The sequence below is a fragment of the Xanthobacter sp. AM11 genome (assembly GCF_047444035.1).
Classification (GTDB): Bacteria; Pseudomonadota; Alphaproteobacteria; order Rhizobiales; family Xanthobacteraceae; genus Xanthobacter.
Genome location: NZ_JBLAOA010000001.1, coordinates 888,523 through 915,250, shown reverse-complemented (window position 1 = coordinate 915,250; position 26,728 = coordinate 888,523). Strand labels below are relative to the sequence as shown.

The following is a 26,728-nucleotide window of genomic DNA, read 5'->3' as shown; positions in this document are numbered from 1 at the left end:
AGCCTTGTCCGGTCCCGACGATGCGCGGGAGTCTCAGGAGTGCTGAAGTGAATGGCGGTCGTCATGGCGTTACTATCGCCACGACTACTTAATCCGCAGTTAACCTTAACAGGCAGGGTAAAGAAAATGCGCGTGTAAACTATTTGTTTACTTTAAAGAAGCGTTAAGGAGGCCGTGCGCTGAAAGCGCTCCACCCGCCGGCCCTGGGGCGCGGCGGGTGGATCAAGCCAATCTTTTGTATTTGAAATCAGCTATTTGCGGACTGCGGCCAGCATCCGATCCCGCCAGGTCTCCCGGCTCATGAGGGAGGTGGCGTCCCACTGGTCCGCCGCCTGGGGGCCGCTGTGGAACGGCCCTTCATTGAACAGCCAGACGATCACCTGCGGCGGCGCCTTGGCGAAATCCGGCGAGCCCACATACTGCAGGAAGGTGAGCCAGGGGCCCACATTGCCCGGGTTCCAGGTGAGGGACACCGGGCGGTCGAGCACGTTGGACAGCTTCTGCGGAAAGCCGAGATAAGGCTGCACGAAGCTGTTGCCCACCACATGCACCGGCGCGGGCCCCGCATCCACCAGCGACGATTTCGCCGGCGCCGGGGCGCGGACGGTATAAAGGTCCGGTCCCACCTGCTTCTGCTGGTCGGGGGTGAGGAAGCGCTGGGCAAGGTCGCCCAGATGGCGCTGGGTGACCCATTCGCCCAGCTTGTCGCCGCCGGGGGCGCCGGCAAGCTTGGGGATCTTTGCCTTGATGGCCTTGGCCACCGCGTCGGCGGCGGCTTCCGACGACCACGATGTCCAGTGATAATCGGCGCGATAGAAGCTGGTCTGCCGCCCGGTCTGCACCGATTTCATCGCCGGGCGCAGGTCCACCGTGTCGATGCCGGCCTTCTTCAATTGGTCCTGGATGAAGTCGTACTGGCCCGCGATGTCGGCCGATATGGCGGTGCCGACGGGCAGCTTGTCCTGGTAGAAGGTGGCCTTCAGCGGCACCACCATGGTCAGGAGCGTGATGCCGCGCGCGGCAAGGGCCGTCTTCGCCTCGCGGATCAGGCCCACATCGGCCTCGATGCCGGAGCGGTCGAGGGTGGTGATGCTCTCCCAGCCGGGGAACAGCCAGCCGTCCTTGCCCATGATGATGCTGGTCTGTGCCGTGGCAGGCGCCGCCGCGGCAAAGGCGGTGATCCCGAAGGCAAGGCCCGCGGCGGCGTGGCGCAGGCGGGCGAAGGGGCGCATCATGTCTCGTCTCCCGGTGTCTGGTCGGCCAGATGGCGGCGTTCGTCTGTGCTCAGCGGCAGGGTGAGGGACCGCAGCGGGAATTCCCAGACCACGAGGCGCACGCCGTCGAGCATGTGCGGCGTGCGGTCGAGGATGTCCAGCAGCGCCCCGGCAAATCCCGAGCCCTCGCGGCTCTTCTGGGCCACCTCTCGGCCCAGCGCCGCCTGGAGCTGATCGGCGAAGCCGGAGTTCAGCGAATAGGACGATCCCGCCAGCAGCACCGCCGGGGCGGCCACATCGTCCAGCAGCCCACCGCTGCGGGCGATCCGCGCCGTCACCTCCGGCTCCTCGTCGGGCGTGGGGCCGGACCAGGGCCAGGAGCGGGAGAGGCCGGCAAGGCGCATGAGGTCGCCCACGCGCAGGCGCGGCGCGCTCTCCTCCAGGGTGATCCGCGTGGTCCCGGGCCCAAGGCGCCGGTCGATCGCCGCGGCCAGGCGGCCGGCGGCGAAGCGCGCGCCGGCGACATTCCAATGGGTGTCGGTGCGCAGGAAGGCACCCTTCGGCCAGCCATCGGCAAGGTCCAGCTGGTCGAGGCCCAGGGGCGCGCTTGCCGCCTGCCATGCCGCCCGGCGCTGGCGCGCCTGCCGCGCCACCGGCAGGCCGCAGAGGTTTCCGGCGTCGAGCTCCGCCTTGTCCGGCACCGGCAGCACCACGAGCGCGATGCCGCGGGCGGCGAAGGCATCACGCAGCTTGCCGGCGAGGCGCAGGCGGGCGGCGAGGTTGGCGTCGCCTCCCTTTACCTCCAGGATCTCCTCGGCGAGGAACAGCCATCCGGGACAGCCGCCGCGCACCTGCGGTCCCGCATCACCCAGCGCGAGATAGGACAGGCCGGCGGCCAGGTCGTCGAGCCCGGGGGTCTTGGGCAGAGCGGCCACCACCGCGGTGTCGAGGGCCGCGGTGAAGCGCCCGCTCAATATGCCCCGCCCGGTGGCCGCCTCCGCCACCCGCTCGCCGCCGGCACCGGCCAGATGCGTGGCCACGAAGCCGAGCCCGGCCAGCATCAGCGCCAGGAAGGCGAGGGTGGCGAGGGTGCGGGCCAGGGTGGCGGTGAAGGGGTTCATGGCTCCTCAGAACTGGAAATAGAGGAAGGGCACGACGATGCGTCCCTGCAGCACCCACAGCGCGAACAGGAACAGGGGCAGCGCGCTCCAGGCCCTGAGGGCATGGCCGGGATTGGGGGCGGAGGGATCGATGCGCAGCAGCTTCGGCAGGTAGATGAGGCCGATGCCCAGCCCGAGGGCCAGGAATTCCATCGGCCGCAGCGCCGCACCCATGGCGGGGGAGAGGGGCACCCCATGCAGCCCGGCGAGGCCGGAGAAGATGAGCCCGGCCTCCTCCCAGCTCTGGGCGCGGAACAGGGCCCACCCCAGCATCACGAAGGCGAGGGTGAGGACGTGCCCGGCGAGGGGGCCCACCCGCGGCAATTGGGCATTGGTCCACACGCGCCCCACCATGAGGCCGAAGCCGTGCCACAGGCCCCAGATGAGGAAGGTCCAGCTCGCTCCGTGCCACAGGCCGCCGAGGCCCATGGTGACGAGGAGGTTCATGGAGACGCGCCCCGTGCTCCCGCGGTTGCCGCCGAGGGGGATGTAGAGATAGTCGCGCAGCCAGCTGGACAGGGAGATGTGCCAGCGCCGCCAGAAGTCCGAGAGCGACGTGGCGAGGTACGGGTTGTCGAAATTCTCGGGAAACTTCAGCCCCACCATCAGGCCGAGCCCGATGGCCATGGCGCTGTAGCCGGAGAAGTCGAAATAGAGCTGCAGCGTGTAGCCGGTGACGGCCAGCACCACGTCGAGGGTGGTGGGCTCGGCAAGGGCATAGCCGGCATCCACCATGGGGGCCAGCGTGTCGGCGATCAGCACCTTCTGGGCGAAGCCGAGCATGAAGCGCTCGACGCCGAACATGAATTCGGCGCGGTGGAAGGTACGCGCCTTCAGCCGCTGCGCCACCCATTCGTAGCGCACCACCGGGCCGGCCACGAGGTGACCGAACATGGACTGGTAGGTGGCATAATTCACGAAGGACGGCTCGGCCTGCACCGTGCCACGGAACACGTCGGTGGAATAGGAGATGGCGCCGAACACGAAGAAGCTGAGGCCGATGGGCAGAAGCACATCCTCCCAGCCCCAGACCGAGGCGCCCAGCGCGCCGGCGGAATGGACGAACATGTTGGCGTATTTGAACCACACCAGCGAGGCCAGCGGCCAGGCGATGCCCACCACCAGAGCCCGGCGCCGCTCAACGCCGCCGGCGCGGGCGATCCACAGGCCGGTGGCCCAGGACCACACGGCGATGGAGACGATGAGGGGCAGGAAATCCACCCGCCACCAGGCATAGAACAGCCAGGAGAAGGCGAGGATGGCAAGATTGCGCGCAATGCCGGGCGTCAGGGCATAGACGATGAGGAAGACGGGCAGGAACAGGAACAGGAAGCTGTCTGAGGCGAAGACCATGGGGACCCGTCAGTTCGCGGGGCCGCGATAGGGTTCCGTCGCGTCGCGCTGGCCGGCCAGCACCGGGCCGGAGGTGCCGGGCAGGAGGAACAGGCTGAAATGGTCGCCGGCCTTCAGGGGCGGCAGGGTCAAAGGCGCCGCCGTCGCGGTGCCGCAGGTGGCCACGAGGCGGGCCTCGATGGGGTTGATGGCGCGCTGGCGGGTGTCGTTGGTGGCGACGCCCTCGAATACGGTGGGGCCGTCCGCCACCGCCACGGCACCGGCGCAGCCGGGCACGAGATTGTAGAAGCGCAGCTGGGCCTTGAGGTCGTTGCGGCCTTCCGTGGGGTCGGCAATGGTGACCGCCGGCCCGCTGGCGGGAATGACCACGGTGGAAAAGGCATCTGCCGCCGGCACGATGGTGCCTTCCGCCGGCTTGCCGCCGATGGTGACGGCCAGCGGCGCGCCGCCCTTCACCACGCGATAGATGGTGGCGATGTCCCCGGCGGCCAGCGGTGCCGGAGCCCCGCTGCCGATGACCACGGGCGCGCCGCGCGCCGCAAGGTCCACGACGCGCACATAAGCGGAACCCGCCGGTGGCTTGGGCGCATAAAGCCGCGTCAGCTCCTGCGCGGCGGCCGACTGCGCCGCCACGAGGGCCAGCAGGGCAAGGCAACCGGCTATCCGACGTGCGATGCGGGTGGGCGCGGGCATGAGCGGGGACCCCGGGAACTGACCGTTGGCAGGAGAAACGCGCGAAACCGTCGTTTCAGTTAGGGTGCGCATCCCGCCATGACAACGAGAGCGCGGCCCTATCTCCGGTTAAGGTTACTGGACACCGTGCCGGATCGCCACCCGGATTATGGTTGCGGGACGGCCACCCGCCATTCCGCCACCGGCTCGGGCTCCGGCCCCGCTTCGCGCCATGTGATTGAATTGCGCCCAAACGCCAACGGCCCGTGAGCGCACGCCGGTCAAAGACCGCGGCCGAGGGGCTCAGCCGCCTTGGCCGCCAGCGCCTGGGCCACCCGGGATGCCGGCGTGCGGCCGAGGGCGGCGGTGATGGCGCGCCCGGCGGCGGCCAGCCGGCCGAGATCCACGCCGGTTTCCACCCCCAGCCCGTCCAGCATGTACACCAGGTCCTCGGTGGCGAGGTTGCCCGATGCGCCCTTGGCATAGGGGCAGCCGCCGAGGCCGGCCACGGCCGCGTCCACGGTGGCGATGCCGAGGTCGAGGCAGGCGAGCACATTGGCCAGGGCCTGCCCGTAGGTGTCGTGGAAGTGAAGGGCCGTGTGCGCGGTGCCGATCCGCTCCGCCACCGCCGCGGCCATGGCCTTGGCCCGTTCCGGCGTGCCGACGCCGATGGTGTCGCCCAGGGACACCTCGTAGCAGCCCATGGCCATGAGGCGCTCGGCCACCTCCACCACCTTGGCCACCGGCACCTCGCCCTGATAGGGGCAGCCGAGCACGCAGCTCACATAGCCGCGCACGGCGACGCCCCGCGCGCGGGCGAGGTCGAGCACGGGGGCGAAGCGTTCCAGGCTTTCGGCGATGGTGCAGTTGATGTTCCTGGCGGAGAAGGCTTCCGACGCCGCGGCGAACACCGCCACCTCCTCCACCCCGCTGGCCAGCGCCAGCTCCAGGCCCTTCAGGTTCGGGGTGAGCACCGGATAGCGCACCCCCGGCCGGGGGGTGATGGCGGCCAGCACCTCGGCGGTGTCGGCCATCTGCGGCACCCATTTGGGCGACACGAAGGAACCGCTCTCGATCACCTTCAGCCCGGCGTCGGCGAGGGCGTCGATGAGCGCCACCTTGGCCGCTACCGGCACGAGGCCGGGCTCGTTCTGCAGCCCGTCGCGCGGGCCGACCTCGACGATGCGCACGGATGCGGGGCGGGCCATCAGGCGTCCTCCAGAACCAGCAGCTCGGCGCCCTCGTCCACCAGGTCGCCCACGGCGAACTTCAGGGTCTTCACCCGCCCGTCGCGCGGGGCGGCCACCGTGTGCTCCATCTTCATGGCTTCCACCACCACCAGGGCGGCCCCCTTCGCCACCTCCTGCCCCTCTTCCACGACAATGCGGATGATGGTGCCCGGCATGGGGGCTACAAGGCGTCCCGCCGTGCCCGTGGCGGCCTGCGAGGCGAGGCGCGGGTCGATGAAATCCAGCACATATTCCCCGCCGCGCACGAACACGGTGAGGCGCGATCCGCTGGCGATCACCCGGGCCGTGAGCGCCACGCCGCCGAGCCGGGCACGGATGGAGCCGTCGGGCGCGGCTTCGCCCTCCACGCTCACGTCGCCGCCGGGCAAGGCGAGGATGAAGCCGCCCGGGCGGAAGTGCGCGCGCACCGAAATGCGGCGCTCGCCGTCGGCGAAGGCGAGGTCCACATGGGCGTCGCGGTTGAGCCGCCAGCCCGGGGCGCGGCCCCAGGGCGACCAGGGGTCGGCCGGGTCCACCGCCTCCGCCGACTGGCGGGCCTCCTCCTTCAGGATGGAGAGGGCGGCCAGCGCCAGCACCATGTCGTCCGCCGGTGCCGGCGGGGGCAGAAGCTGATCCTGGTGGCGGGCAATGAAGTTGGTGTCCAGCTCCGCTGCGGCGAAGGCGGGGTGGGCGGCGATGGCCTTCAGGAACACCCGGTTGGTGGCGAGCCCCACCACCTCGGTGGCGGCAAGCGCGGCCTCCAGGCGTCGCACGGCTTCCAGGCGATCGGCACCGGCGACGATGATCTTGGCGATCATGGGGTCATAATGGATGGAAACCGTGTCGCCGGCCCGCACGCCCGTGTCCACCCGCGTGCCGGGCAGGCCGGCCGGCAGGAGCAGGTGGTCCAGCCGGCCCACCTGCGGCAAGAAGTCCCGCGCCGGGTCTTCCGCATAGAGGCGCACCTCCATGGCGTGGCCCTTCAGGGGAATGTCGGCCTGTCTGAGCGGCAGCGCCTCTCCCTGCGCCACGCGGATCTGCCATTCCACCAGGTCCTGCCCGGTGATGGCCTCCGTCACCGGATGCTCCACCTGCAGGCGGGTGTTCATCTCCATGAAGTAGAAATGCTCGCCCTCGGCGATGAATTCCACCGTGCCGGCGCCCACATAGCCCACCGCTTTTGCCGCATCCACGGCCGCCTTGCCCATGGCGGCGCGGCGCTCGCTTGTCATGCCGGGGGCGGGGGCCTCCTCCACCACCTTCTGGTGGCGGCGCTGGATGGAGCAGTCGCGCTCGTGGAGGTAGACCGCATTGCCGCGGCTGTCGGCGAACACCTGCACCTCGATGTGGCGGGGCGTGGCGAGATATTTCTCCACCAGCACCTTGTCGTCGCCGAACGCGCTCTTGGCCTCACGCTGGGCCGAGGCGAGGGCCTCGGGGAAGTCGTCCGCCGACCGCACCACCTTCATGCCCTTGCCGCCGCCGCCGGCGGAGGCCTTGATGAGCACCGGGAAGCCGATGCGCTCCGCTTCCCGGGCGAGCAGGCCCGCGTCCTGGTCCTCGCCGTGATAGCCGGGCACCAGCGGCACCCCGGCTTTTTCCATCAGCGCCTTGGCTGCGCTCTTGGAGCCCATGGCGCGGATGGCCGAGGCGGGCGGGCCGACGAAGACGATGCCGGCAGCCGCGCAGGCATCGGCGAATCCGGCATTCTCGGAGAGGAAGCCGTAGCCGGGATGGATGGCGTCCGCGCCGCTCAGCCTGGCCGCATCGAGGATGGCCTCGATCCGAAGGTAGCTTTCGCGGGCCGGTGCCGGACCGATGGGATAGGCCTCGTCGGCGCTCGCCACATGCAGGGCGTCGGCATCCGCCTCCGAATAGACGGCGACGGTGCGGATGCCCATGGCCTTCGCCGTGCGCATCACCCGGACGGCGATTTCACCGCGATTGGCGACGAGCAGGGTGCGGATCGGGCGGATCATAGGGCCTCCCATTTGGGTTTTCTCTTTTCCAGGAAGGCGGATACGCCCTCGCGCCCGTCACGGCCGGCGCGCTGATCGGTGATGCGCCGCGCGGTGTCCTGCACCACCTGGGCATCGATGGGGCGGTCCACGGCGGCAACCAAAGCCTTGGTGGCGGCGAGGGCGGCGGGGCTGGCCGCCTTCAGCGCCTTGAGGTGGCGAGCGATGGCGTCGTCGAGCTCCTCGGCCGGCACCACCTCGTGAACGAGGCCGAGGGCGAGGGCGGTCTGCGCTGAGAAACGCTCGGCGGTGAGGAAGTAGCGCCGCGCCTGCCGCGCCCCCATGGCGCGCACCAGATAGGGGCTGATGACCGCCGGGATGAGGCCGATGCGCACCTCGGTGACGGCGAACTCAGCCTCCGGCACCGCCACCGCAATGTCGCTGGCGGCAATCAGCCCGGTGGCCCCGGCGAAGGCGGAGCCGTGCACCCGCACCAGGGTCGGCTTGGGGCTGAGGTCGATGGTGCGCATGAGCTTTGCGAGACCCATGGCGTCGGCCAGGTTCTCCTGCCGGCTGTAGCCGGCCATGCGCCGCATCCAGTTGAGGTCGCCGCCGGAACAGAAGATCGGGCCATTGGCCCGCAGCAGGATGGCGACGACGGCGGGGTCGGCGATGGCCAGTTCATAGGCGCGCGTGATCGCGGCGATGAGCACCTCGTCGAAGGCGTTGCGCACCTGCGGCCGGTCGATGGTGAGGATGGCGACGCCATCCTCGACGGTGGTGGTCAGGCTCATCTGGTCCTCACGAGCGAGGCGGGGCGGAGGCGCGCCATCACATGCGGAACACGCCGAAGCGCGTCTCCTTTTCCGGTGCGTTGAGGGCGGCGGAGAGGGCCAGGGCCAGCACCATGCGGGTGTCGGCGGGGTCGATCACCCCGTCGTCCCACAGCCGGGCGGAGGAGTAATAAGGGTGCCCCTGCACCTCGTACTGGGTGCGGATGGGCGCCTTGAAGGCCTCTTCCTCCTCGACGGGCCAGGTGCCGCCGCGGGCCTCGATGCCGTCGCGCTTCACTTGGGCGAGCACGCCCGCGGCCTGTTCGCCACCCATCACCGAGATGCGGGCATTGGGCCACATCCACAGGAAGCGCGGATCGAAGGCGCGCCCGCACATGCCGTAATTGCCGGCGCCGAAGGAATTGCCGATCACCACGGTGAACTTGGGAACGCTGGCGCAGGAAACGGCGGTGACGAACTTCGCCCCATCCTTGGCGATGCCGCCGGATTCATACTTTCGCCCGACCATGAAGCCGGTGATGTTCTGCAGGAACACCAGGGGAATATTGCGCTGGCAGCACAATTCCACGAAATGCGCGCCCTTCAGCGCGCTTTCGGAGAAGAGGATGCCGTTGTTGGCGACGATGCCCACCGGATAGCCGAAGATGCGGGCGAAGCCCGTGACCAGGGTGGGTCCGTAGAGCGGCTTGAACTCGTCGAACTCCGAGCCGTCCACGATGCGGGCGATGATCTGCCGGACATCGAAGGGCTGCTTGGGATCGGCGGAGACGATGCCGTAGATGTCCTGCGCCTCGTAGAGGGGTGCGCGGGGCTCGCGCATGTCGAGACTGTGGGTCTTGGTGTGGTTGAGGTCCGCCACGATGGACCGGGCGATGCCCAGCGCATGGGCGTCGTTCTCGGCCATGTGGTCGGCGACGCCGGAGGTGCGGGTGTGCACGTCCGCCCCGCCCAGTTCCTCAGCGGTCACCACCTCGCCGGTGGCCGCCTTCACCAAAGGCGGGCCGCCGAGGAAGATGGTGGCCTGGTTCTTCACCATGATGGACTGGTCGGCCATGGCCGGCACATAGGCGCCGCCGGCGGTGCACGAGCCCATCACCACCGCCACCTGGGGGATGCCTTCCGCCGACATGTTGGCCTGGTTGAAGAAGATGCGGCCGAAATGCTCGCGGTCGGGGAACACCTCGTCCTGGTTCGGCAGGTTGGCGCCGCCGGAATCCACGAGATAGATGCAGGGCAGGTGGTTTTCCCGGGCGATGGCCTGGGCGCGCAGGTGCTTCTTCACGGTGATGGGAAAATAGGTGCCGCCTTTCACGGTGGCGTCGTTGGCGACGATGACGCATTCGCGGCCGGAGACGCGGCCGATGCCGGTGATGATGCCGGCGGCGGGCACCTCGTCGTCATACATGCCGAAGGCGGCAAGCTGGGACAGCTCCAGGAACGGCGAGCCGGTGTCGAGCAGGGTGCGGATGCGGTCCCGCGGCAAGAGCTTGCCGCGCTTCAGGTGGCGCTCCCGGGCGACCTCCCCGCCGCCTTCCGAGATGCGTTCCACTGTGGTGCGCAGATCCGCGACGCTGGCCTCCAGGGCTTGCCGGTTGCGGCGGAATGCGTCGGAGCGGCGGTCTACCGCGTCCTCGATGATCGCCATGTGCGCTCTGGCCCCCGATCGGACTCGTGTTGGTGGCTCCTGCGTCGGCGCGGAGCGCGTTTGCCGGTCTCGATGCGATGCAATCGGACCGGAACGCACGCCAGCCAACGGGGCGGAAGATGGCACACACCCCGGCGCGCGGTGCGCGGGCGGCCAATGGGCGACATCCTCCTGCGCCGGTCGGTGCCGGCTTGGAAACGATCGTACGTTTTTTTCTGCGACGCGCAAGGGGCATTTGGCGGATCTTCCCGTCCCCGGCCGCAGCGCGCGGCACCGGCAGCGCGCGGCGGGCTTCAGCGGCGCCGGCGGGCCTCGCCGGCCGCCGGGGCCTTGCCCGCGCCGGCCTTCGCCGCAGCCGCCCGGGGCTTGCGGGGCGGTGTTTCGTGCGCCGCCATCGGCGGTTCGGCATCGGTCAGGGTGGGCAGGAGCGGTGCCGCACGCCCGGCGGCGGGCCCGGTCACGCCGTCCACCACGAGGCCGGTGTAGATGTCCACCAGGTCGTCCTGGTCCAGCCGGCCGCCGGGCCGGTACCACATGCAGATGCCGGTGAGCATGGAGATGATGGCATAGGTGGCCACCTTGGGCTCGCTCACCTGGAACACCCCTTCCTGCGCGCCCTGGCGCAGGATGTCCTCCAGCAGGCCCTCATAGCGGCGGCGCAGGCCCACCACCACGGCGCGGTGCTCGTCCTCCAGGCTGCGAATCTCCATGTTGGCGATGAAGACGTGCGCCATCCGGGTCATGTGGTAGCGCAGATGGAAGGCCGAGAAGGTCTTCAGGCGCGCCATGGGGTCGTTGATTCCCGCAAGGTCGGCTTCCGCCTTGCCCAGCAGGTCCTCCATGTGGTCGCGAACAATGTCGAACAGCAGGTTCTGCTTGTTCTCGAAATATTTGTAGAGCGAGCCGGACTGCAGCCCCACCTCGGCCGCCAGCTGGCGCAGGCTCATGGCCTCGTAGCCATGCTTGTAGATGAGCTTCACGCCCGCCTGGCGGATGGCTTCGGCGGTACGGGCGCCGTTGGAACCGATGGTGCGCGCCATGGCCTTCTGGAATGTTGCTGGGGCCAGCCACGGGGGCCGGCCGGAACCGTGTGGGACGGATCACAGATCCGGCGGGGGAGGAGGCCAGAGTTTGAGCCGGCCTTGCCCGCGACGCAAGGCGATCCTGCGCCAAGGCCTGCTGCTTGGCCAGAATAAAAAAGAACGCTTGATTGTTTTTAAATCGGTGAAGGTGCTCCGCTCCGCGGCGCGCCTGGGCATATGAGGATTTGCGCACATTGAAAGTGCGCGATTATTAATGGATGTGCGCAAAGAGAAAAGGCATTGTGTCGATCAGGCAGGCCGCGCTGGGAACGCCCTCGATCCAGGGGGCGGGCGGCGATGTCTCCGCGCAAGAGCTGCCTGTCGCGATACGAAATGTCGCTTGACCAGAATAAAAAAGAACGCTTGATTGTTTCCTGAAACCCGGCGGAACGACCGGGCAAGGGCGCCGAGCCAGCCGCATCATGCGGGGCGCCGAGAAGGGGAGGGCGGGCAGCGATCCCGATCCTCCCGAACAGAGGGAGGGATGGGCTTGAGCACCACTCAGGTGGCTCCGCAGGCCGCTGCGGACGCGCGTGCCGATGCGGGCCGTGCGCTATTGAGCGTCGAGAACATCTCGCTGCGGTTCGGCGGCTTGAAAGCGCTCACCAGCGTGAGCTTTCATGTGCGCCCCGGCGAACTCTTCTCCATCATCGGCCCCAACGGGGCCGGCAAGACCTCGATGCTCAACTGCATTTCGGGCCGCTATACGCCCAGCGAAGGGCGGGTCGTCTTCGGCGGGCAGGACGTCACGAAGCTGAAGCCCAACCGGCGGGCGGCCATCGGCATCGGGCGGACCTTCCAGAACCTCGCCCTGTTCAGCCACATGAGCGTGCTCGACAACATCATGGTCGGCCGCCACCACCTCCTGAAGAACAACTTCCTAACCGGCGCGCTCTACTGGATCGGCGGCGCCCAGAAGGAAGAGCTGGAGCATCGCCGCAAGGTGGAGGAGGTGATCGACTTCCTCGACATCCAGCATGTGCGCAAGGCCACCGCCGGCACCCTCTCCTACGGCCTGCGCAAACGCGTGGAGCTGGCCCGCGCGGTGGCGCTGGAGCCGAAACTCATCCTCCTCGACGAGCCCATGGCGGGCATGAACCTTGAAGAGAAGGAGGACATGGCCCGCTACATCGTCGATCTCAACGAGGAGTGGGGCATGACCATCATCATGATCGAGCACGACATGGGGGTGGTGATGGACATCTCCCACCGGGTGATGGTGCTCGACTTCGGCCGCAAGCTGGTGGAGGGCGAGCCGGCCGAGGTGCTGGCCGATCCCCATGTGCGCAAGGCCTATCTGGGCGAGGAGGACCCCCTCCTCGAAGAAGAGGCGGCTGTCGTCGCCGCGAGCGCGTGAGGCTGATGATGGCAACCTCCCTCGCCTACCCGGACGTGACCGTCCACGATACCCTGCCGAAGCTCCTGGCGCTCCACGCCCGCAACCACGCGGATACGGTCTGGCTGCGCGAGAAGGACCTCGGCATCTGGATTTCCTACACCTTCGGCCAAGTGGCCGAGCGGGTGCGCAACATCTCTCTCGGGCTCACCGCGCTCGGGGTCGCCCGGGGCGACGTGGTGGGGCTGCTCGGCGACAACCGTCCCGAATGGCTCATGGGGGAGATTGCCACCCATGCGGTGGGCGGCCTGTCCCTGGGCATCTACCGGGACGCGCTGGCCGACGAGGTGGCCTATCTCGTCACCTATGCCGACGTGGCCGTCGTCTTCGCCGAGGACGAGGAGCAGGTGGACAAGCTGCTGTCGCTGGAGGACAAGATCCCCACCGTCCGGCACATCGTCTATGCCGACCCGCGCGGCATCCGCAAATATGACGACCCGCGCCTGATCTCCCTGAAGGAGCTGGAAAGGCGCGGCGCCGAGGTGTGGGCGCGCGATGCCGGCGCCTACGACCGCCTGGTGGCGCAGGGCAGGGGCGACGACATCGCCATCCTGTGCACCACCTCCGGCACCACCTCCCATCCCAAGCTCGCCATGCTCACCGGCGGTGCGCTGCTGCGCCACTGCCGCGCCTATCTGGACATGGACCCGCGCACCGCCGACGACGAATATGTCAGCGTGCTGCAGATGCCCTGGATCATGGAGCAGATCTACGCCTTCGGCCAGGCGCTCATCTCCCGCATGAAGGTGAACTTCGTGGAGGAGCAGGAGACGCTCATGGCCGACATGCGCGAGATCGGCCCCTCCTTCGTCCTGTTCGCCCCGCGGGTGTGGGAGCAGATCGCCGCCGACGTGCGCTCGCGCATGATGGATTCCTCCGCCTTCAAGCGGGGTATGTTCGACCTGGGCCTGAAGCTCGGCCTCAAGGCGCTGGACCAGGGCCGGCGCTCGCCTCTGGCGGACTTCATCCTGTTCCGCGCCCTGCGCGACCGCCTCGGCTTTTCCAACCTCAAGTCCGCCGCCACCGGCGGCGCGGCGCTGGGGCCGGACACCTTCCGCTTCTTCCTCGCCCTCGGCGTGCCCATGCGCCAGCTCTACGGCCAGACCGAGCTGCTCGGCGCCTACACGCTGCACAAGGGCGACGACGTGGATTTCGACACGGTCGGCGTGCCCTTCGCGGGCGTGGAGCTGCGCATCGACGACCCGGACCCCAACGGGCTGGGCGAGGTGGTGACGCGCCATGCCAACATGTTCACCGGCTACTTCCGCAACGAGGAGGAGACGAAGAAGTCCTTCGCGGAAGAGGGCTGGATGCGCACGGGCGATGCCGGCTACTTCAATCCCAAGGGCCATCTCGTCGTCATCGACCGCATCCGCGACATGGCGCGGACCTCCCACGGCGATCGCTTCTCGCCCCAATATATCGAGAACAAGCTGAAGTTCTCGCCTTATGTGGCCGAGGCGGTGGTTCTGGGCGACGCCCGGGACAGCCTTGCCGCCTTGCTGTGCATCCGCTTCTCCATTGTCTCCAAATGGGCGGAGAAGAACCGCATCTCGTTCACCACCTATACGGACCTCTCGGCGCGGCCCGAGGTCATCGCGCTTCTGCGCAAGGAGGTGGAGGCGGTGAACCGGACGCTGGCGGAAAAGCAGCGCATCGGCCGCTTCCTCCTCCTCTACAAGGAACTGGATGCCGACGACGGCGAACTGACCCGCACCCGCAAGGTGCGCCGCGGCGTCATCAACGAGCGCTACGGCACCATCATCGACGCCATGTATGCGGGTGAGAAGGTGATCGACGTGGACACCACCATCACCTTCCAGGACGGCACGCGCCAGCGCATCAAGACCAAGCTCGACGTGATCGACCTCGGCGCTCCGGCGCCGGTGAAGGACGACGGCAAGAGGAGGGCGGCGTGATGGGTGCGTTCCGCAATCGCCGGCCTGCTCCCTCTCCCGCTTGCGGGGGAGGGATGGGGAGGGGGCTGCCCGCCCCGCGCCCGAACGCCGCCCGCTGCCACCCCTTCCCCCTCCCAACCCTCTCCCGCAAGCGGGAGAGGGCTTCTATCGGGAGCATCTGATGCAATCCCATCTCCTCCTCCAGCTCATCATCAACGGGCTCATCATCGGCACGCTCTATGGCGTGGTGGGCATGTGCTTCGTGCTCATCTACAAGGCCTCGCAGGTGGTGAACTTCGCCCAGGGCGAATTCCTGCTCATCGGCGCCTGGACCTGCTGGTGGCTGCTCACGGCGTGGAACATCCCCTTCTTCTGGGGCTTCCTCATCGCCGTGTGCTTCATGATGGTGTTCGGCATCGCCGTGCAGATGGTGGTGCTGCGCCCGCTCATCGGCGAACCGATCATCTCGGTGATCATGGTCACCATCGGCCTCAGCATCTTCTTCCAGGCGCTGATGAAGTGGATGTTCGGCACCTTCGCCCAGCCGTTCCCGCCCATCTTCCCGGTGGCGCAGGTGAACGTCCTCGGGCTGCAGGTGCAGACGGCCTATCTCATGTCCACGGGGGTAAGTCTTGCCATCATGGCGGGATTTGCCTGGTTCTTCAAATATTCGCGCCTCGGCCTCGCCATGCGGGCCACGGCCTTCTCCCAGCAGGTGGCGCAGTCGCTCGGCATTTCGGTGCGGCAGGTGTTCGCGCTGTCCTGGGGCATCTCGGCGGCGGTCTCGGCGGTCGCCGGCGTGGTGGTGGGCATCGTCAACGGCGTGTCTTCGGCCCTCTCCTACTTCGGCATCAAGGTGTTTCCGGCGGTGATCCTGGGCGGCCTCGACAGCGTGTTCGGCGCGGTGGTGGGCGGGCTCATCGTGGGGCTCCTGGAGAATGTGGGCCAGTATGTGGACAGCCAGTATCTGAAGTGGGGCAATCTCTACGAGATCATCCCCTTCTACGCGCTCATCATCATTTTGATGATCAAGCCCTACGGGCTGTTCGGCACCCGCGACATCGAGAGGGTCTGAGGACATGGCCATCGTCAGCATGCGCCCCTGCGGGGACTATCGCTCAAGCTACCGGGCCGACCAGACCGTCTTTGCGACGCGGCTCACCATGCTGTTCTGCGTCGCCGCGGTGGTGGCGCTGTGCTTCGCCCCGTTCTTCTTCTCGCGCTACGCGCTGAGCCTGATGATCCAGATCGGCTATTTGGGCATCGCGGCGCTGGGGCTGAACATCCTGGTGGGCTTCTCGGGGCAGATCTCCATCGGCCACGCGGTGTTCTTCGGCTTCGGCGGCTTCGCCTCGGCCTATCTGGCCAACAAGGGCGTGCCGGTGCCCATCGCCATCGTCCTGGCGGGCCTGTGGACCACCGCGGTGGGCCTGCTGTTCGGCCTGCCCGCGGCGCGGGTGAAGGGGCTCTACCTGGCCATCGCCACCCTGGCGGCGCAGTTCATCCTGCAGGATTTCTTCGTGCGGGCGGAATGGTTCACGGGGGGCACCCACGGCGCCATGGCCGCGCCCTTCACCCTGTTCGGCTACGACCTGTCGGGCGACGACAAATACTTCTACGTCGTGCTGTTCTTCGTGGTGGTCATGTATCTCGGCGCCACCAACCTGATGCGCTCGCGGGACGGGCGGGCGCTGATCGCGGTGCGCGACCATTATCTCTCCGCCGAGATGATGGGCGTGAACCTCACCAAGTACCGCACCATGGCCTTCGGCATCTCGTCCTTCTACGCCGGCATCGGCGGGGCGCTCTATGCCCATTATGTGGGCTTCATGTCGGTGGAAGGACTGGACATCCTGTTCTCCATCCAGTTCCTCGGTATGATCATCATCGGCGGGCTCGGCTCCATCATGGGCTCGCTCATGGGCACCATCTTCATGGTGCTGTTGCCCGAGGCGACCGGATGGCTGGCGAGCGCCCTTTCCGGCAGCGCCATCGACCAGGCGCTGCACCTGAAGGACGGCATCACCTACATGCGCGAGATGCTGATCGGTGCCACCATCATCCTGTTCCTCATCTTCGAGCCGGACGGCCTCGCCCACCGCTGGCGCCTCATCAAGGCCTACTGGAAGCTCTACCCCTTCTCCTACTGACGCCGACCCACCGCCGAGGCGACGCAGAACCGCCCGGCACCCCGAGGAAACCCGAGGAGACCCCAGATGAAGAAGACCACCCTTTCCCTCGTCTCGGCGCTGGCCCTGTGCGCCGCTGCGCCGGCCATGGCCCAGTCCATCAACATCGGCCATCTGGCCGATTATTCCGGCGGCACCTCGGACGTGGGCCAGCCCTATGGTCAGGGCATCCAGGACACCATCGCCTGGATCAACGCCAACGGCGGCGTGAACGGCAAGAAGATCAATTCCGATTTCAATGAATATGGCTATCAGGTGCCCCGCGCTCTGGCCGCCTTCAAGAAGTGGGTGGGCTCGGAGAAAGTGGTGGCCATCCAGGGCTGGGGCACCGCCGATACCGAAGCTCTCGTCGGCATGGTGACGAAGGAGGAGATTCCTTATTTCTCCGCCTCCTATTCCGCCTCCCTGACCGATCCCAAGGGCAAGGTGAACGCCAAGAGCGAGCGCGCCGCGCCGTTCAACTTCTTCTATGGCCCGTCCTATTCCGACGCCGCCCGCGCCATGGTGCAGTGGGCCGCCGATGACTGGAAGGCCAAGGGCAAGCCCGGCAAGCCCAAATGGGTGCACATGGGCGCCAACCACCCCTATCCCAACTCCCCCAAGGAGGCGGCCGCCGAATACGCCAAGTCGCTCGGCTTCGAGGTGCTCGACCCCATCACCTTCGCCCTCACCCCCGGCGACTACACCCCCCAGTGCCTGACGCTGAAGCAGTCCGGCGCCAACTATGCCTATCTCGGCAACACCGCCGGCTCCAACATCTCCGTGCTGAAGGCCTGCAAGACCGCCGGTGTTGACGTGCAGTTCCTCGGCAACGTCTGGGGCATGGACGAGAACGCCATGAAGGCCGCCGGCGAGGCGGCGAACGGCGTCGTCTTCCCGGTGCGCACGGCCGTCACCTGGTCCGGCAGCGCCCCCGGCATGGCGACCCTGAAGGACATCTCCAAGATGTCCGATGCCTCCGGCACGGCCTACCGTCCGGTGCATTATCTCGCCGCGGTCTGCACCGCCCTCTACATGAAGGAAGCCATGGAGTGGGCGGACAAGAACGGCGGCGTGACCGGCGTGAAGACCCGCGACGGCATGTACCAGAAGAAGGACTGGGTGCCGAAGGGCGCCGAGGGCGTCTGCAACCCCTCCACCTGGACCGCTACCGACCACCGCCCCACCACCCGTGTGGACCTCTACCGCTCGGTGGTGAGCGGGCCCACCGACGCCTCGATGGCCGATCTGGTGAAGGCCGGCACCATCAAGCTCGAGAAGGTCGCCACCATCGACCTGCCGCGCAAGACCGAGCTGCAGGGCTGGTGAGCCTTTCGTCAGGCATCACGGCCGGGCACGTCCCGGCCGTGGGCTGATGCGCGGGTTCTGCGCCTGCGGTGCGACGGGGATGTCCGGCACAAGGCCGGGCATGACGGTGTGACGAGGATGAAAACGCCATGGCAGAGGCCGCACTGAAGTTCGAAACCGCCCCCGAGACCGCCCCGCCGCTGCTTTCGGTGGACAATATCGAGGTGGTGTACAACGACGTCATCCTGGTGCTGCGCGGCCTCTCGCTGAAGGTGCCGAAGGGCAAGATCGTGGCGCTGCTCGGCTCCAACGGCGCGGGCAAGTCCACCACGCTCAAGGCCATTTCCGGCCTGCTGAAGACCGAGGACGGGGAAATCACCCGCGGCGACGTCACCTTCCTCGGCGAGAAGATCAACGGCATCGAGCCGGACAGGATCGTGCGCCGGGGCATCTTCCAGGTCATGGAGGGGCGCAGGATCGTCTCCGACATGACGGTATTGGAAAACCTGCGCCTCGGCGCCTTCACCCGGCGCGACAATGAGGTGAAGAGCGACATCGAGCGCGTCTATGCCTTCTTCCCGCGGCTGCGGGAGCGCACCGGGCTGGCCGGCTATCTCTCCGGCGGCGAGCAGCAGATGCTGGCCATCGGCCGTGCCATGATGGCCCGCCCCAAGCTCATCCTCATGGACGAGCCGTCCATGGGCCTCTCCCCGCTCCTGGTGAAGGAAGTGTTCGGCATCATCAAGAAGCTCAACCAGGAGCTGGGCGTCACCATTCTCCTGGTGGAGCAGAATGCCCGGGTGGCGCTTTCTGTGGCCGACTACGGCTACATCATGGAGCAGGGCAAGATCGTGCTCGACGGCACTGCCGAGATGCTGCAGACCAACGAGGACGTGAAGGAATTCTACCTCGGCCAGGGCGGCGGCGAGGAACGCAAGAGCTTCAAGAACCTCAAGAGCTTCAAGCGCCGCAAGCGCTGGTTGTGATCGGGCCGTTACAGGCTGCGTGATACCGTCGGCTCCGGTCGCTGACCGGCGCCAGGCGGGTTCGCTCAAACGCCGCGCGGGCGTGACCAGCAGCCCATGGCCAACGCTCACGGGCCGCGGGACAGGAAGACACCATGACCGATCCGAACCGCCATTATGATGCAAGCGAAACCCGCGACGCCGAGGCCCGCGAGGCCGCGCTGATGGCGGCGCTCGCCGCCCAGGTGGGGCACGCCAAGGCGAAGTCGCCCTACTTCGCCGAAGTGTTCAAGACTGTGGACCCGCAGGCGGTGACCAGCCGGGCGGCGCTGGCGCAGCTGCCGGTCACCCGCAAGTCGGACCTCGTGGAGATCCAGCCGCGGCGCTATCCGTTCGGCGGGCTGAATGCGACGCCGCCGGGCAAGCTGTCCCGCATCTTCATGTCGCCCGGCCCCATCTACGATCCCGAGGGCCATGGCGCGGACTACTGGCGCTTCGCCCGCGCCCTGTTCGCCGCCGGCTTCCGGGCCGGCGAGGTGGTGCACAATTCGTTTTCCTACCACCTGACCCCGGCCGGCTCCATGATCGAGGGCGGCGCCCATGCCCTGGGCTGCGCGGTGGTGCCCGCCGGCGTCGGCCAGACCGACCTGCAGCTGCGCGCCATCGCCGACATCCGCCCGGACGGCTACGGCGGCACCCCCTCCTTCCTGAAGATCCTGGTGGACAAGGCGCGCGAGACCGGCGCCGACATCTCCTCCCTGAAGAAGGCGCTGGTGACCGGGGAGGCCTTCCTTCCCGCCCACCGGGCCGAGCTGAAGGCCGCCGGCATCACCGCCCGCCAGTGCTACGGCACGGCGGACCTCGGCCTCGTCGCCTATGAGAGCGAGGCGGAAGACGGCATGATCGTGGACGAGGGCTGCCTTGTGGAGATCCTGCGCCCGGGCACCGGCGATCCGGTGGAGACGGTAGGCGAGGTGGGCGAGGTGGTGGTCACCCTGTTCGAGGCGGATTATCCCCTCGTGCGCTTCGCCACGGGCGACCTTTCCGCCGTGCTGCCCGGCCTCAGCCCCTGCGGGCGCACCAACATCCGCCTCAAGGGCTGGATGGGCCGGGCCGACCAGATAACCAAGATCCGCGGTATGTTCGTGCATCCGGTGCAGGTGACGGCGGCGGTGAAGAAGCATCCCGCCGTGGCGAAGGCCCGCCTGGTGGTGGACCGGCAGGGCGATGCGGACGACATGCTGCTGGAGGTGGAGGTGGCGGACGCTGCGGCCCTCTCCCAGGAGGCGCTGCTGGACGACCTGCGCGCCGCCACCAAGCTGCGCGGGCGCCTCGCTGTGCTGGCGCCGGGCACGCTGCCCGGCGACGCCAAGACCATCGAGGACCGGCGGCCGGTGTGAGGCTCCGGCCCGGCGCCGGGGCTTCGCCTGCGTTCGACGAAAGCGGCGCCGGAGCGCCCATTCCCCCTGTGGGGGCAGGGTGTTGCGCCATCGGCCCCGGTCTTTGAGCGGTGTCGAACGACTTCGCTCAAGCGCCGCGCGGGCTTGACCAAGGGACCCTGCGCAATGCTCGCAAGCCGTTGGGATTAAAGCGGGGCGGCGCCGCGGGCCGCCGCGATGGCTGCCTTCAGGGCGCGGGCGGCCGCCTGCGGGTCGGGCGCGCCGCAGATGGCGGAAACCACCGCCACCCCGTCCGCGCCGGCGCGGATCACCTCCCCCGCCAAAGCGGCGTCGATGCCGCCGATGCCCACCAGCGGCAGGCGTGTCAGGCCGCGGATGGCTGCGACACCTTCGGCGCCGATGGCCGAGCCCGCATCGGCCTTGGTGCCGGTGGCCTTCACCGGGCCGACGCCGAGATAATCCACGCCCGACAGGTCCGATGCGGCGAATTCCGCCGGGCTGCCCACGGAAAGGCCGAGGATGCGGCCCGGCCCGAGGAGCGCGCGCGCGTCGGCCGGCGCCATGTCGTCCTGCCCGAGATGCACGCCGTCCGCATCGGCCGCCACCGCCACGTCCACCCGGTCATTGATGATCAGGGCGATGCCGAGGGGCACCAGCAGGGCCTTGAGCGCCCGCGCCTGCTCCACCAGCACCCGGCCGTGGGCCTGCGGGTCCCGCAGCTGTACCACGCCGACGCCGCCTTTCACCGCCGCCTCCACCGTCGCCAGGAGCCCGCGGGCGGCGACAAGCCGGGGATCGGTGACGAGATAGAGGCTGAGGTCGAAGGGAAGGGGCATGGCGGGTCCTGAATCCTGTGGCGTGATCGCCGCGCGGGCGGCGGTGAAGCGTTGAGCGCGGCGTCGTCCGTGCCGCCTTATACCATCTTGGTGCCTGACCGGTGCCAGGCGGGTCCGCTCAGGCGCCGTGGGGAATTGACCAGAGCCCATGGGTCGCGGTCACGGGCAGTCGGCACGAAATTACCGCGGCGCCCGCCGAAACGACACGCCCGCCCCCGGCGCGCGCTTTTTCTTGAGTTTAGAGCCCGCGCCGATCGGCTTGCATCGCAAGCTGATCGGATGACGCGTTCTCTATCCTTAAGTTAGAGGGCGATTCACCAAGCAGATGGATTCAATTTGCTCGGATCGCGCTCCAACACCTTTTCCGGGCGGGCAAGGATCGTCACGCCGCCTGCGCCGGCCCGGCAAGGCCGGCCGGTGGCGGGCCGCCGGTGGCCCAGTCCAACAATTCCACCGTATGCACCACGGGAACGCCGGTTCCCGAGCCGATCTGCGTCATGCAGCCGATGTTGCCGGCGGCGATGATGTCCGGCTTCAGCGCCTCCAGCGTCGCCACCTTGCGGGCCTTCAGCTGGTCCGCCAGCTCGCTCTGCAGCATGTTGTAGGTGCCGGCGGAGCCGCAGCACAGATGCGCGTCGAAGGGTTCCGCCACCTCGAATCCGGCGCGGCGCAGCAGGTCCACCGGCGGCCCCTTCACCTTCTGCCCATGCTGCAGCGAGCAGGCGGCGTGGTAGGCCACCCGCCGGCCCATGGGTGCGGGCGCGGCCGGCAGGCCGAGGGTGGCGAGGAACTCGCTGATGTCGCGGGTGATGGCGGAAACCCGCGCCGCCTTGTCCACATAGGCCGGGTCCAGCCGCAGCATGTGGCCATAGTCCTTGATGGGCGTACCGCAGCCCGAGGTGGTGACGAGGATGGCGTCGAGGCCCTCGCCCGCCATTTCCCGGGTCCAGGCGTCCACATTGGTGCGGGCGAAGGCGAGGGCCTCCTCTTCCCGCCCCATGTGGTGCACCAGGGCGCCGCAGCAGCCCTCCCCCGCCACCCGCACCACCTCCACGCCCAGGCGGGTGAGCAGGCGGATGGCGGCGGCGTCGATGGCCGGGTTCAGCACCGGCTGGGCGCAGCCGCGCAGCAAGGCTACCCGCGCCCGGCGCGGCCCCTGCGCCCGGTGCACCCCCGGCGCCTCCGCCTCCGCCCGCCCGCCCGGCAGGCCGGGGGCCAGGCGCAGCATGGCCGCAAGGGGCTTCAGGGCCGGCACCCGGGCGAGAAGGCCGGCGAACGGCCGGCCCGCCAGCGCCCCCGCGAGGGCGAGGCGGAAGCGGCCGGGATAGGGCAGCACCTTTGCCAGCAGGGTTCGGATCACCCGGTCGGGGAGGGGGCGCGCATAGGTCTTCTCGATGTGGACACGGGCCTGGTCCACCAGGTGCATGTAGTTCACCCCCGACGGGCAGGTGGACATGCACGACAGGCAGGAGAGGCAGCGGTCGATATGCTTGACCTCCTCGGCGGTGGCCGGGCGGTCGTTCTCCAGCATGTCCTTGATGAGGTAGATGCGCCCGCGCGGGCTGTCCAGCTCGTCCCCCAGCAGCACATAGGTGGGGCAGGTGGCGGTGCAGAAGCCGCAATGCACGCAGGCCCGCAGGATCTTGTCCGCCTCCTGGATGTGCGGATCGGCGAGCTGGGCGAGGGAGAAATGGGTCTGCATGGTCGCTCAGCCCTGAAAAGCGGAAAGGGGGAGGGGTGCGGGCGCCATCTCACATCCCCGCATGCATGCGGCCGGGGTTGAGCACCAGGCCGGGGTCGAAGCTCTCCTTCACCCGCTTCATCAGCGCCGCCAGCGCCCCGTCGAGAGGCTGGAACACCTCCGTGCGGGCGCGCTCGGCGGCGCTGGCGCGGATCAGCGTGGCATGGCCGCCGAGGGGCGCCAGCGCGGCGCGCACGGCTTCCCCATGGGCGGCCTCGCCCGGCAGGCGGAGCCAGACGAGCCCGCCGGCCCAGTCGCAATAGGCCTGTGCGCCCAGTTCGGCGCACAGCCGCGCCGCGAGGGCGGGGCCGGCGGTGGGGGCGGTGGAGATGCGCCACACCGCCTGCTCGCCCGCGCCGCAGAAGGGGATGACATCGCGCACCGCCTGCCACAGGGCGCGGGACGCCGCCGTCTCCATGCCCTGCGCCGCGCCGAACGGCGCCAGCACCGCGCCGAGCATGGCGCGCCGGGCATGGACCGACGGCTCCACCCCCTCCAGCCGCAGCGCCACCCCGGACGGCGCGCCGGAAAGGCCCGGCAGCCGCCCGGCCACGCCGGCCGGCAGGTAGGCCGCGCCGGAGACCTCGCAGGAGGAGCCCATCGCGGTGGACAGCGCCGCCGCGGCGGCGTCCGGCGTGGCCACGGGGACGAACAGGGTTTCTTCCATGGGTGGGCGCGGCAGCACCTTCAGGGTGACCTCGGTGAGCACCGCAAGGGTGCCGAAGGCCCCGGCCATGAGGCGCGGCAGGTCGTAGCCGGTGACGTTCTTCACCACCCGCCCGCCGGACTTGAACGGCTCGCCGCGGCCCGAAACGGCCTTGATGCCCAGCGCATGGTCGCGTGCCGCGCCGTGGCTGATGCGGCGCGGGCCGGAGAGGTTGACGGCGAACAGGCCGCCCAGGGTGCCGCGGGCGGCGCCGTCCTGCGGGCCCCGGCCCAGCAGGGGGCCAAGGTCCATGGGCTCGAAGGCGAGCATCTGGCCGCAGTTCGCCAGCATCTGCTCGATGTCGGCGCGCGGCGTGCCGGCCCGGGCCGACAGCACCAGTTCTTCCGGCTCGTAGAGGGTGATGCCGCTAAGGCGCGAGAGGTCGAGGGTGGTGTCGGTCTGGCTCGGCCGCCCGAGGGCGCGCATGGAGCCGTGGCCGGTGATGTCCAGGGTCTTGCCGGCGCCGAGGGCGGTGCGGACGGCGTCCGCCACATCCGCCTCGTCGCGTGCTGCGATGATGTCGCTCATCGGATGGCTTTCGCTCGGGGCCTGGGACCGCACGCGTCAGAAGCGCGGCAAATCCGGGAAGGGCAGGGCGCCCCCGCTCACATGCATGCGGCCGAGCTCGGCGCAGCGATGGAGGGTGGGGAAGACCTTGCCGGGGTTGAGGAGGTTCTGCGCGTCGAAGGCGCATTTCAGGCGCTGCTGCTGGGCCAGGTCCACCTCGTTGAACATGGTGGGCATGAGGTCGCGCTTCTCCACGCCCACCCCGTGCTCGCCGGTGAGCACGCCGCCCACCTCCACGCACAGGCGCAGGATGTCGGCGCCGAAGGCCTCGGCGGCGTCGAGCTCGCCCGGCTTGTTGGCATCGTAGAGGATGAGCGGGTGCAGGTTGCCGTCGCCGGCATGGAACACGTTGGCCACGCGCAGGCCGTATTGCGCCGACAGCTCCCGCATGCGCGACAGTACGAAGGGTAGCTCTTTGCGCGGGATGGTGCCGTCCATGCACAGATAGTCGGGCGAGAGGCGCCCCACCGCCGGGAAGGCCGCCTTGCGCCCGGCCCAGAAGCCGAGCCGCTCGGCCTCGCTGGTGGAGACGCGCCGGGTGGCGGCGTTGCAGGCGTCGGCAATGGCGGTCACCTCGCCGAGGAGGTGGGCGCATTCGGCCTGCGGCCCGTCCAGCTCGACGATGAGCAGGGCCTCCACGTCCAGCGGGTAGCCCACGTTCACGAAGGCCTCGGCCGCGGCGATGGCGTCGCGGTCCATCATCTCGATGGCGGCGGGAATGATGCCGGCGGCGATGATGCGCTTCACGCATTCGCCGGCATCCTCGGAGGTGGAAAAGCCCACCAGCACCGCCCGCGCCGTGTCCGGCTTCTTCAAGAGGCGGACCGTCACTTCCGTGACGACGCCCAGCAGCCCTTCCGAGCCGATGATGACCGAGAGCAGGTCGAGCCCGCCGGCATCCAGGTGCTTGCCGCCGAGGCGGACGATCTCGCCGGTGATGAGCGCCAGCTCCACCCCCAGCACGTTGTTGGTGGTCAGCCCGTATTTCAGGCAGTGCACGCCGCCGGAATTCTCCGCCACATTGCCGCCGATGGTGCAGGCGATCTGCGAGGAGGGATCGGGCGCATAATAAAAGCCCAGATGCTCCACCGCCCGGGAGATGCCGAGATTGGTGACCCCCGGCTGCACCACGGCGCAGCGGTTGGCGGTGTCGATCTCCAGGATGCGGCTGAACTTGCCCATGCCGAGCAGCACGGCATCCGACAGGGGCAGCGCCCCGCCGGAGAGGGAGGTTCCCGCGCCCCGGGGCACCACGCGGATGGCGTTGTCGTGGCAATATTTCAGCACCGCCGCCACCTGGGCGGTGGTGCTCGGCAGCACCACGACGAGGGGCAGCTGCCGGTAGGCGGTGAGGGCATCGGACTCGTAGGGCCGCATCTCCCGCTCATGGGAGATGACGCCTTCTCCCGGCACGAGGGCCTTGAGGTCGGCGATGATCGCCTGCCTGCGGGCGAGAACCCGCCCATCCGCTTCCGGCAGCCTGAGGCCCGGAGCTGTTCCCGTCATTGTGGCGTCCCTTGAGACCATTCTTGTTGGAGCGACTATAATCGGTTCAGCCGGAAAAACCGTCGCAGATTATTTCTCTGCCGGATAAAGTGAGTTTGGAAACCAAAACAAGCGGCTGCCAATGGCCGGCGAGGGGTCGGAACCCGGGGCATGATCGGCAATCTGGGCGATCTTGAAATCTTTGCGCGCATCGTCACCGCCGGCAGCCTTTCGGCGGCGGGGCGCGAGCTGGGGCTCTCGCCGCCGGTGGTCTCCAAGCGGGTGCAGCGGCTGGAGGAGCGGCTCGGGGCCCGGCTGTTCCAGCGCACCACCCGCAAGGTGACGCTCACCGAGGCCGGGCAGGGCTTCTATGAGCGGGTGGTGGCCATCCTCGCCGCCATCGAGGAGGCCGAGAGCCAGCTGGCCCGCAAGTCCACCGAGGCCCGCGGGCTGCTGCGGGTGTCCGCCCCCACCTCGTTCGGGCGCCTGCACATCGCGCCCCACCTGCGGCCGCTGATGGCCGCCAACCCCGACCTTACCATCGACCTGGAGCTTTCCGATTCCTTCGTGGACATCGTGGGCGAGGGGTTCGACGTGGCGGTGCGCATCGCCGACCTTGACGATTCGAGCCTGGTGGCCCGCCGCCTCGCCACGGTTCACCGGGTGCTGTGCGCCACGCCCGACTATCTGGCGCGGGCGGGGGAGCCCCAGCGCATTTCCGAACTGTCCGGCCATGTGCTGCTCGCCACCCACGGGCAGGACCCGTGGCGGCTGGAGGGGCCGGACGGGCCGGTGACGCTGCGGGTGCATTCCCAGCTGCGCACCAATTCCAACGAGGTGGTGCGCGAGGCGGTGCTCGCCTCCGTTGGCATCGCCCTGCGCTCCACCTGGGATGTGGGGCCGGAACTGCGCTCCGGCGCGCTGAAGGTGGTGCTGCCGCGCTGGCGCGCCTCCCACCGCGTGGGGCTGTTCGCGGTCTACCCCTCCCGCCGCTTCCTGCCGCAGAAGGTGCGGGTGTTCATCGACCACCTCGCCGCCCTCTATGGCCAGGGGCACGGCGGGGTGCCCCCCTGGGACGAGGGCTTGTCCCATCTGTTCGACCAGCAGCAGGCGGCCTGAGGTATGAGACGACCGGAATCGGGTTGGCGCGC

The 26,728-nt window shown here is 68.8% G+C and carries 21 protein-coding genes; 8 read left to right on the top strand and 13 right to left on the bottom strand.

What is annotated here, in order from left to right; genetic code table 11:
• Window positions 1-251: 251 nt before the first annotated feature.
• From ACI7BZ_RS04345 to ACI7BZ_RS04305, 9 genes are all read right to left on the bottom strand, one after another.
• On the bottom strand, window positions 252-1,235 hold the full coding sequence (locus ACI7BZ_RS04345; protein WP_414115971.1) for an alginate O-acetyltransferase AlgX-related protein: 984 nt from the start codon (window positions 1,233-1,235) through the stop codon (window positions 252-254).
• On the bottom strand, window positions 1,232-2,335 hold the full coding sequence (locus ACI7BZ_RS04340) for an alginate O-acetyltransferase AlgX-related protein (protein ID WP_414115970.1): 1,104 nt from the start codon (window positions 2,333-2,335) through the stop codon (window positions 1,232-1,234). The genes ACI7BZ_RS04345 and ACI7BZ_RS04340 overlap by 4 nt, the downstream gene beginning before the upstream one ends.
• 6 nt (window positions 2,336-2,341) lie before the next feature.
• Complete coding sequence (locus tag ACI7BZ_RS04335; RefSeq protein ID WP_414115969.1) at window positions 2,342-3,727, bottom strand: MBOAT family O-acyltransferase; 1,386 nt, start codon at window positions 3,725-3,727, stop codon at window positions 2,342-2,344.
• A gap of 9 nt (window positions 3,728-3,736) precedes the next feature.
• Window positions 3,737-4,420 (bottom strand): alginate O-acetyltransferase AlgF, encoded by a 684-nt coding sequence (locus ACI7BZ_RS04330; protein ID WP_414115968.1) that lies wholly within the window; start codon window positions 4,418-4,420, stop codon window positions 3,737-3,739.
• A 260-nt stretch (window positions 4,421-4,680) separates the two neighbouring features.
• The gene (locus ACI7BZ_RS04325; RefSeq protein ID WP_414115967.1) at window positions 4,681-5,607 is read right to left on the bottom strand and encodes a hydroxymethylglutaryl-CoA lyase; all 927 of its coding nucleotides are present in this window, start codon (window positions 5,605-5,607) and stop codon (window positions 4,681-4,683) included.
• A complete protein-coding gene (locus ACI7BZ_RS04320; RefSeq protein ID WP_414115966.1) occupies window positions 5,607-7,607 on the bottom strand; it encodes an acetyl/propionyl/methylcrotonyl-CoA carboxylase subunit alpha in 2,001 nt (666 codons plus the stop codon). The genes ACI7BZ_RS04325 and ACI7BZ_RS04320 overlap by 1 nt, the downstream gene beginning before the upstream one ends.
• Window positions 7,604-8,380 carry an enoyl-CoA hydratase-related protein gene (locus ACI7BZ_RS04315; protein ID WP_414115965.1) on the bottom strand — a complete coding sequence of 259 codons (777 nt, stop codon included), beginning with the start codon at window positions 8,378-8,380 and terminating at the stop codon, window positions 7,604-7,606. The genes ACI7BZ_RS04320 and ACI7BZ_RS04315 overlap by 4 nt, the downstream gene beginning before the upstream one ends.
• Before the next feature lie 37 nt (window positions 8,381-8,417).
• On the bottom strand, window positions 8,418-10,025 hold the full coding sequence (locus tag ACI7BZ_RS04310) for a carboxyl transferase domain-containing protein (RefSeq protein ID WP_414115964.1): 1,608 nt from the start codon (window positions 10,023-10,025) through the stop codon (window positions 8,418-8,420).
• A 293-nt stretch (window positions 10,026-10,318) separates the two neighbouring features.
• Window positions 10,319-11,065 (bottom strand): TetR/AcrR family transcriptional regulator, encoded by a 747-nt coding sequence (locus tag ACI7BZ_RS04305; protein WP_414115963.1) that lies wholly within the window; start codon window positions 11,063-11,065, stop codon window positions 10,319-10,321.
• Between the two features lie 526 nt (window positions 11,066-11,591).
• Here ACI7BZ_RS04305 and ACI7BZ_RS04300 point away from each other — a divergent pair.
• The 7 genes from ACI7BZ_RS04300 to ACI7BZ_RS04270 all read left to right on the top strand — a co-directional run bounded on the left by ACI7BZ_RS04300 (window position 11,592) and on the right by ACI7BZ_RS04270 (window position 20,242).
• Window positions 11,592-12,464 carry an ABC transporter ATP-binding protein gene (locus ACI7BZ_RS04300; protein WP_414115962.1) on the top strand — a complete coding sequence of 291 codons (873 nt, stop codon included), beginning with the start codon at window positions 11,592-11,594 and terminating at the stop codon, window positions 12,462-12,464.
• 8 nt (window positions 12,465-12,472) lie between these two features.
• The gene (locus ACI7BZ_RS04295; RefSeq protein ID WP_414115961.1) at window positions 12,473-14,422 is read left to right on the top strand and encodes an AMP-binding protein; all 1,950 of its coding nucleotides are present in this window, start codon (window positions 12,473-12,475) and stop codon (window positions 14,420-14,422) included.
• Between the two features lie 160 nt (window positions 14,423-14,582).
• Window positions 14,583-15,476, top strand: coding sequence for a branched-chain amino acid ABC transporter permease (locus tag ACI7BZ_RS04290; RefSeq protein ID WP_414115960.1), 894 nt, complete (start codon window positions 14,583-14,585; stop codon window positions 15,474-15,476).
• Between the two features lie 4 nt (window positions 15,477-15,480).
• A complete protein-coding gene (locus tag ACI7BZ_RS04285) occupies window positions 15,481-16,551 on the top strand; it encodes a branched-chain amino acid ABC transporter permease (RefSeq protein WP_414115959.1) in 1,071 nt (356 codons plus the stop codon).
• 66 nt (window positions 16,552-16,617) lie between these two features.
• Window positions 16,618-17,898, top strand: a complete 1,281-nt coding sequence (locus tag ACI7BZ_RS04280) for an ABC transporter substrate-binding protein (RefSeq protein ID WP_414115958.1) — start codon at window positions 16,618-16,620, stop codon at window positions 17,896-17,898.
• 128 nt (window positions 17,899-18,026) lie between these two features.
• Window positions 18,027-18,863, top strand: coding sequence for an ABC transporter ATP-binding protein (locus tag ACI7BZ_RS04275; RefSeq protein ID WP_414115957.1), 837 nt, complete (start codon window positions 18,027-18,029; stop codon window positions 18,861-18,863).
• A gap of 134 nt (window positions 18,864-18,997) precedes the next feature.
• On the top strand, window positions 18,998-20,242 hold the full coding sequence (locus tag ACI7BZ_RS04270) for a phenylacetate--CoA ligase family protein (RefSeq protein ID WP_414115956.1): 1,245 nt from the start codon (window positions 18,998-19,000) through the stop codon (window positions 20,240-20,242).
• Between the two features lie 185 nt (window positions 20,243-20,427).
• Here the strand turns inward: ACI7BZ_RS04270 and thiE are convergent, their stop codons facing one another.
• The 4 genes from thiE to ACI7BZ_RS04250 form a co-directional block, all read right to left on the bottom strand.
• Window positions 20,428-21,078: a thiamine phosphate synthase gene (thiE, locus tag ACI7BZ_RS04265; protein WP_414115955.1), complete on the bottom strand. Its 651-nt coding sequence runs from the start codon at window positions 21,076-21,078 to the stop codon at window positions 20,428-20,430.
• 382 nt (window positions 21,079-21,460) lie between these two features.
• Window positions 21,461-22,780: a glycolate oxidase subunit GlcF gene (gene glcF / locus ACI7BZ_RS04260; protein WP_414115954.1), complete on the bottom strand. Its 1,320-nt coding sequence runs from the start codon at window positions 22,778-22,780 to the stop codon at window positions 21,461-21,463.
• A gap of 49 nt (window positions 22,781-22,829) precedes the next feature.
• Window positions 22,830-24,053 carry a glycolate oxidase subunit GlcE gene (gene glcE, locus ACI7BZ_RS04255; RefSeq protein WP_414115953.1) on the bottom strand — a complete coding sequence of 408 codons (1,224 nt, stop codon included), beginning with the start codon at window positions 24,051-24,053 and terminating at the stop codon, window positions 22,830-22,832.
• Window positions 24,054-24,089: 36 nt separating this feature from the next.
• Window positions 24,090-25,598 (bottom strand): FAD-linked oxidase C-terminal domain-containing protein, encoded by a 1,509-nt coding sequence (locus tag ACI7BZ_RS04250; RefSeq protein WP_414115952.1) that lies wholly within the window; start codon window positions 25,596-25,598, stop codon window positions 24,090-24,092.
• Between the two features lie 150 nt (window positions 25,599-25,748).
• Here ACI7BZ_RS04250 and ACI7BZ_RS04245 point away from each other — a divergent pair, with 150 nt between their 5' ends.
• Complete coding sequence (locus tag ACI7BZ_RS04245; protein ID WP_414115951.1) at window positions 25,749-26,696, top strand: LysR family transcriptional regulator; 948 nt, start codon at window positions 25,749-25,751, stop codon at window positions 26,694-26,696.
• The last annotated feature ends 32 nt before the right edge of the window (window positions 26,697-26,728 follow it).

Coding starts and splice junctions, on each gene's coding strand:
- ACI7BZ_RS04345 (WP_414115971.1), bottom strand. CDS start 1,235: ATGATGCGCCCCTTCGCCCGCCTGCGCCACGCCGCCGCGGGCCTTGCC.
- ACI7BZ_RS04340 (WP_414115970.1), bottom strand. CDS start 2,335: ATGAACCCCTTCACCGCCACCCTGGCCCGCACCCTCGCCACCCTCGCC.
- ACI7BZ_RS04335 (WP_414115969.1), bottom strand. CDS start 3,727: ATGGTCTTCGCCTCAGACAGCTTCCTGTTCCTGTTCCTGCCCGTCTTC.
- ACI7BZ_RS04330 (WP_414115968.1), bottom strand. CDS start 4,420: ATGCCCGCGCCCACCCGCATCGCACGTCGGATAGCCGGTTGCCTTGCC.
- ACI7BZ_RS04325 (WP_414115967.1), bottom strand. CDS start 5,607: ATGGCCCGCCCCGCATCCGTGCGCATCGTCGAGGTCGGCCCGCGCGAC.
- ACI7BZ_RS04320 (WP_414115966.1), bottom strand. CDS start 7,607: ATGATCCGCCCGATCCGCACCCTGCTCGTCGCCAATCGCGGTGAAATC.
- ACI7BZ_RS04315 (WP_414115965.1), bottom strand. CDS start 8,380: ATGAGCCTGACCACCACCGTCGAGGATGGCGTCGCCATCCTCACCATC.
- ACI7BZ_RS04310 (WP_414115964.1), bottom strand. CDS start 10,025: ATGGCGATCATCGAGGACGCGGTAGACCGCCGCTCCGACGCATTCCGC.
- ACI7BZ_RS04305 (WP_414115963.1), bottom strand. CDS start 11,065: ATGGCGCGCACCATCGGTTCCAACGGCGCCCGTACCGCCGAAGCCATC.
- ACI7BZ_RS04300 (WP_414115962.1), top strand. CDS start 11,592: ATGGGCTTGAGCACCACTCAGGTGGCTCCGCAGGCCGCTGCGGACGCG.
- ACI7BZ_RS04295 (WP_414115961.1), top strand. CDS start 12,473: ATGGCAACCTCCCTCGCCTACCCGGACGTGACCGTCCACGATACCCTG.
- ACI7BZ_RS04290 (WP_414115960.1), top strand. CDS start 14,583: ATGCAATCCCATCTCCTCCTCCAGCTCATCATCAACGGGCTCATCATC.
- ACI7BZ_RS04285 (WP_414115959.1), top strand. CDS start 15,481: ATGGCCATCGTCAGCATGCGCCCCTGCGGGGACTATCGCTCAAGCTAC.
- ACI7BZ_RS04280 (WP_414115958.1), top strand. CDS start 16,618: ATGAAGAAGACCACCCTTTCCCTCGTCTCGGCGCTGGCCCTGTGCGCC.
- ACI7BZ_RS04275 (WP_414115957.1), top strand. CDS start 18,027: ATGGCAGAGGCCGCACTGAAGTTCGAAACCGCCCCCGAGACCGCCCCG.
- ACI7BZ_RS04270 (WP_414115956.1), top strand. CDS start 18,998: ATGACCGATCCGAACCGCCATTATGATGCAAGCGAAACCCGCGACGCC.
- thiE (WP_414115955.1), bottom strand. CDS start 21,078: ATGCCCCTTCCCTTCGACCTCAGCCTCTATCTCGTCACCGATCCCCGG.
- glcF (WP_414115954.1), bottom strand. CDS start 22,780: ATGCAGACCCATTTCTCCCTCGCCCAGCTCGCCGATCCGCACATCCAG.
- glcE (WP_414115953.1), bottom strand. CDS start 24,053: ATGAGCGACATCATCGCAGCACGCGACGAGGCGGATGTGGCGGACGCC.
- ACI7BZ_RS04250 (WP_414115952.1), bottom strand. CDS start 25,598: ATGACGGGAACAGCTCCGGGCCTCAGGCTGCCGGAAGCGGATGGGCGG.
- ACI7BZ_RS04245 (WP_414115951.1), top strand. CDS start 25,749: ATGATCGGCAATCTGGGCGATCTTGAAATCTTTGCGCGCATCGTCACC.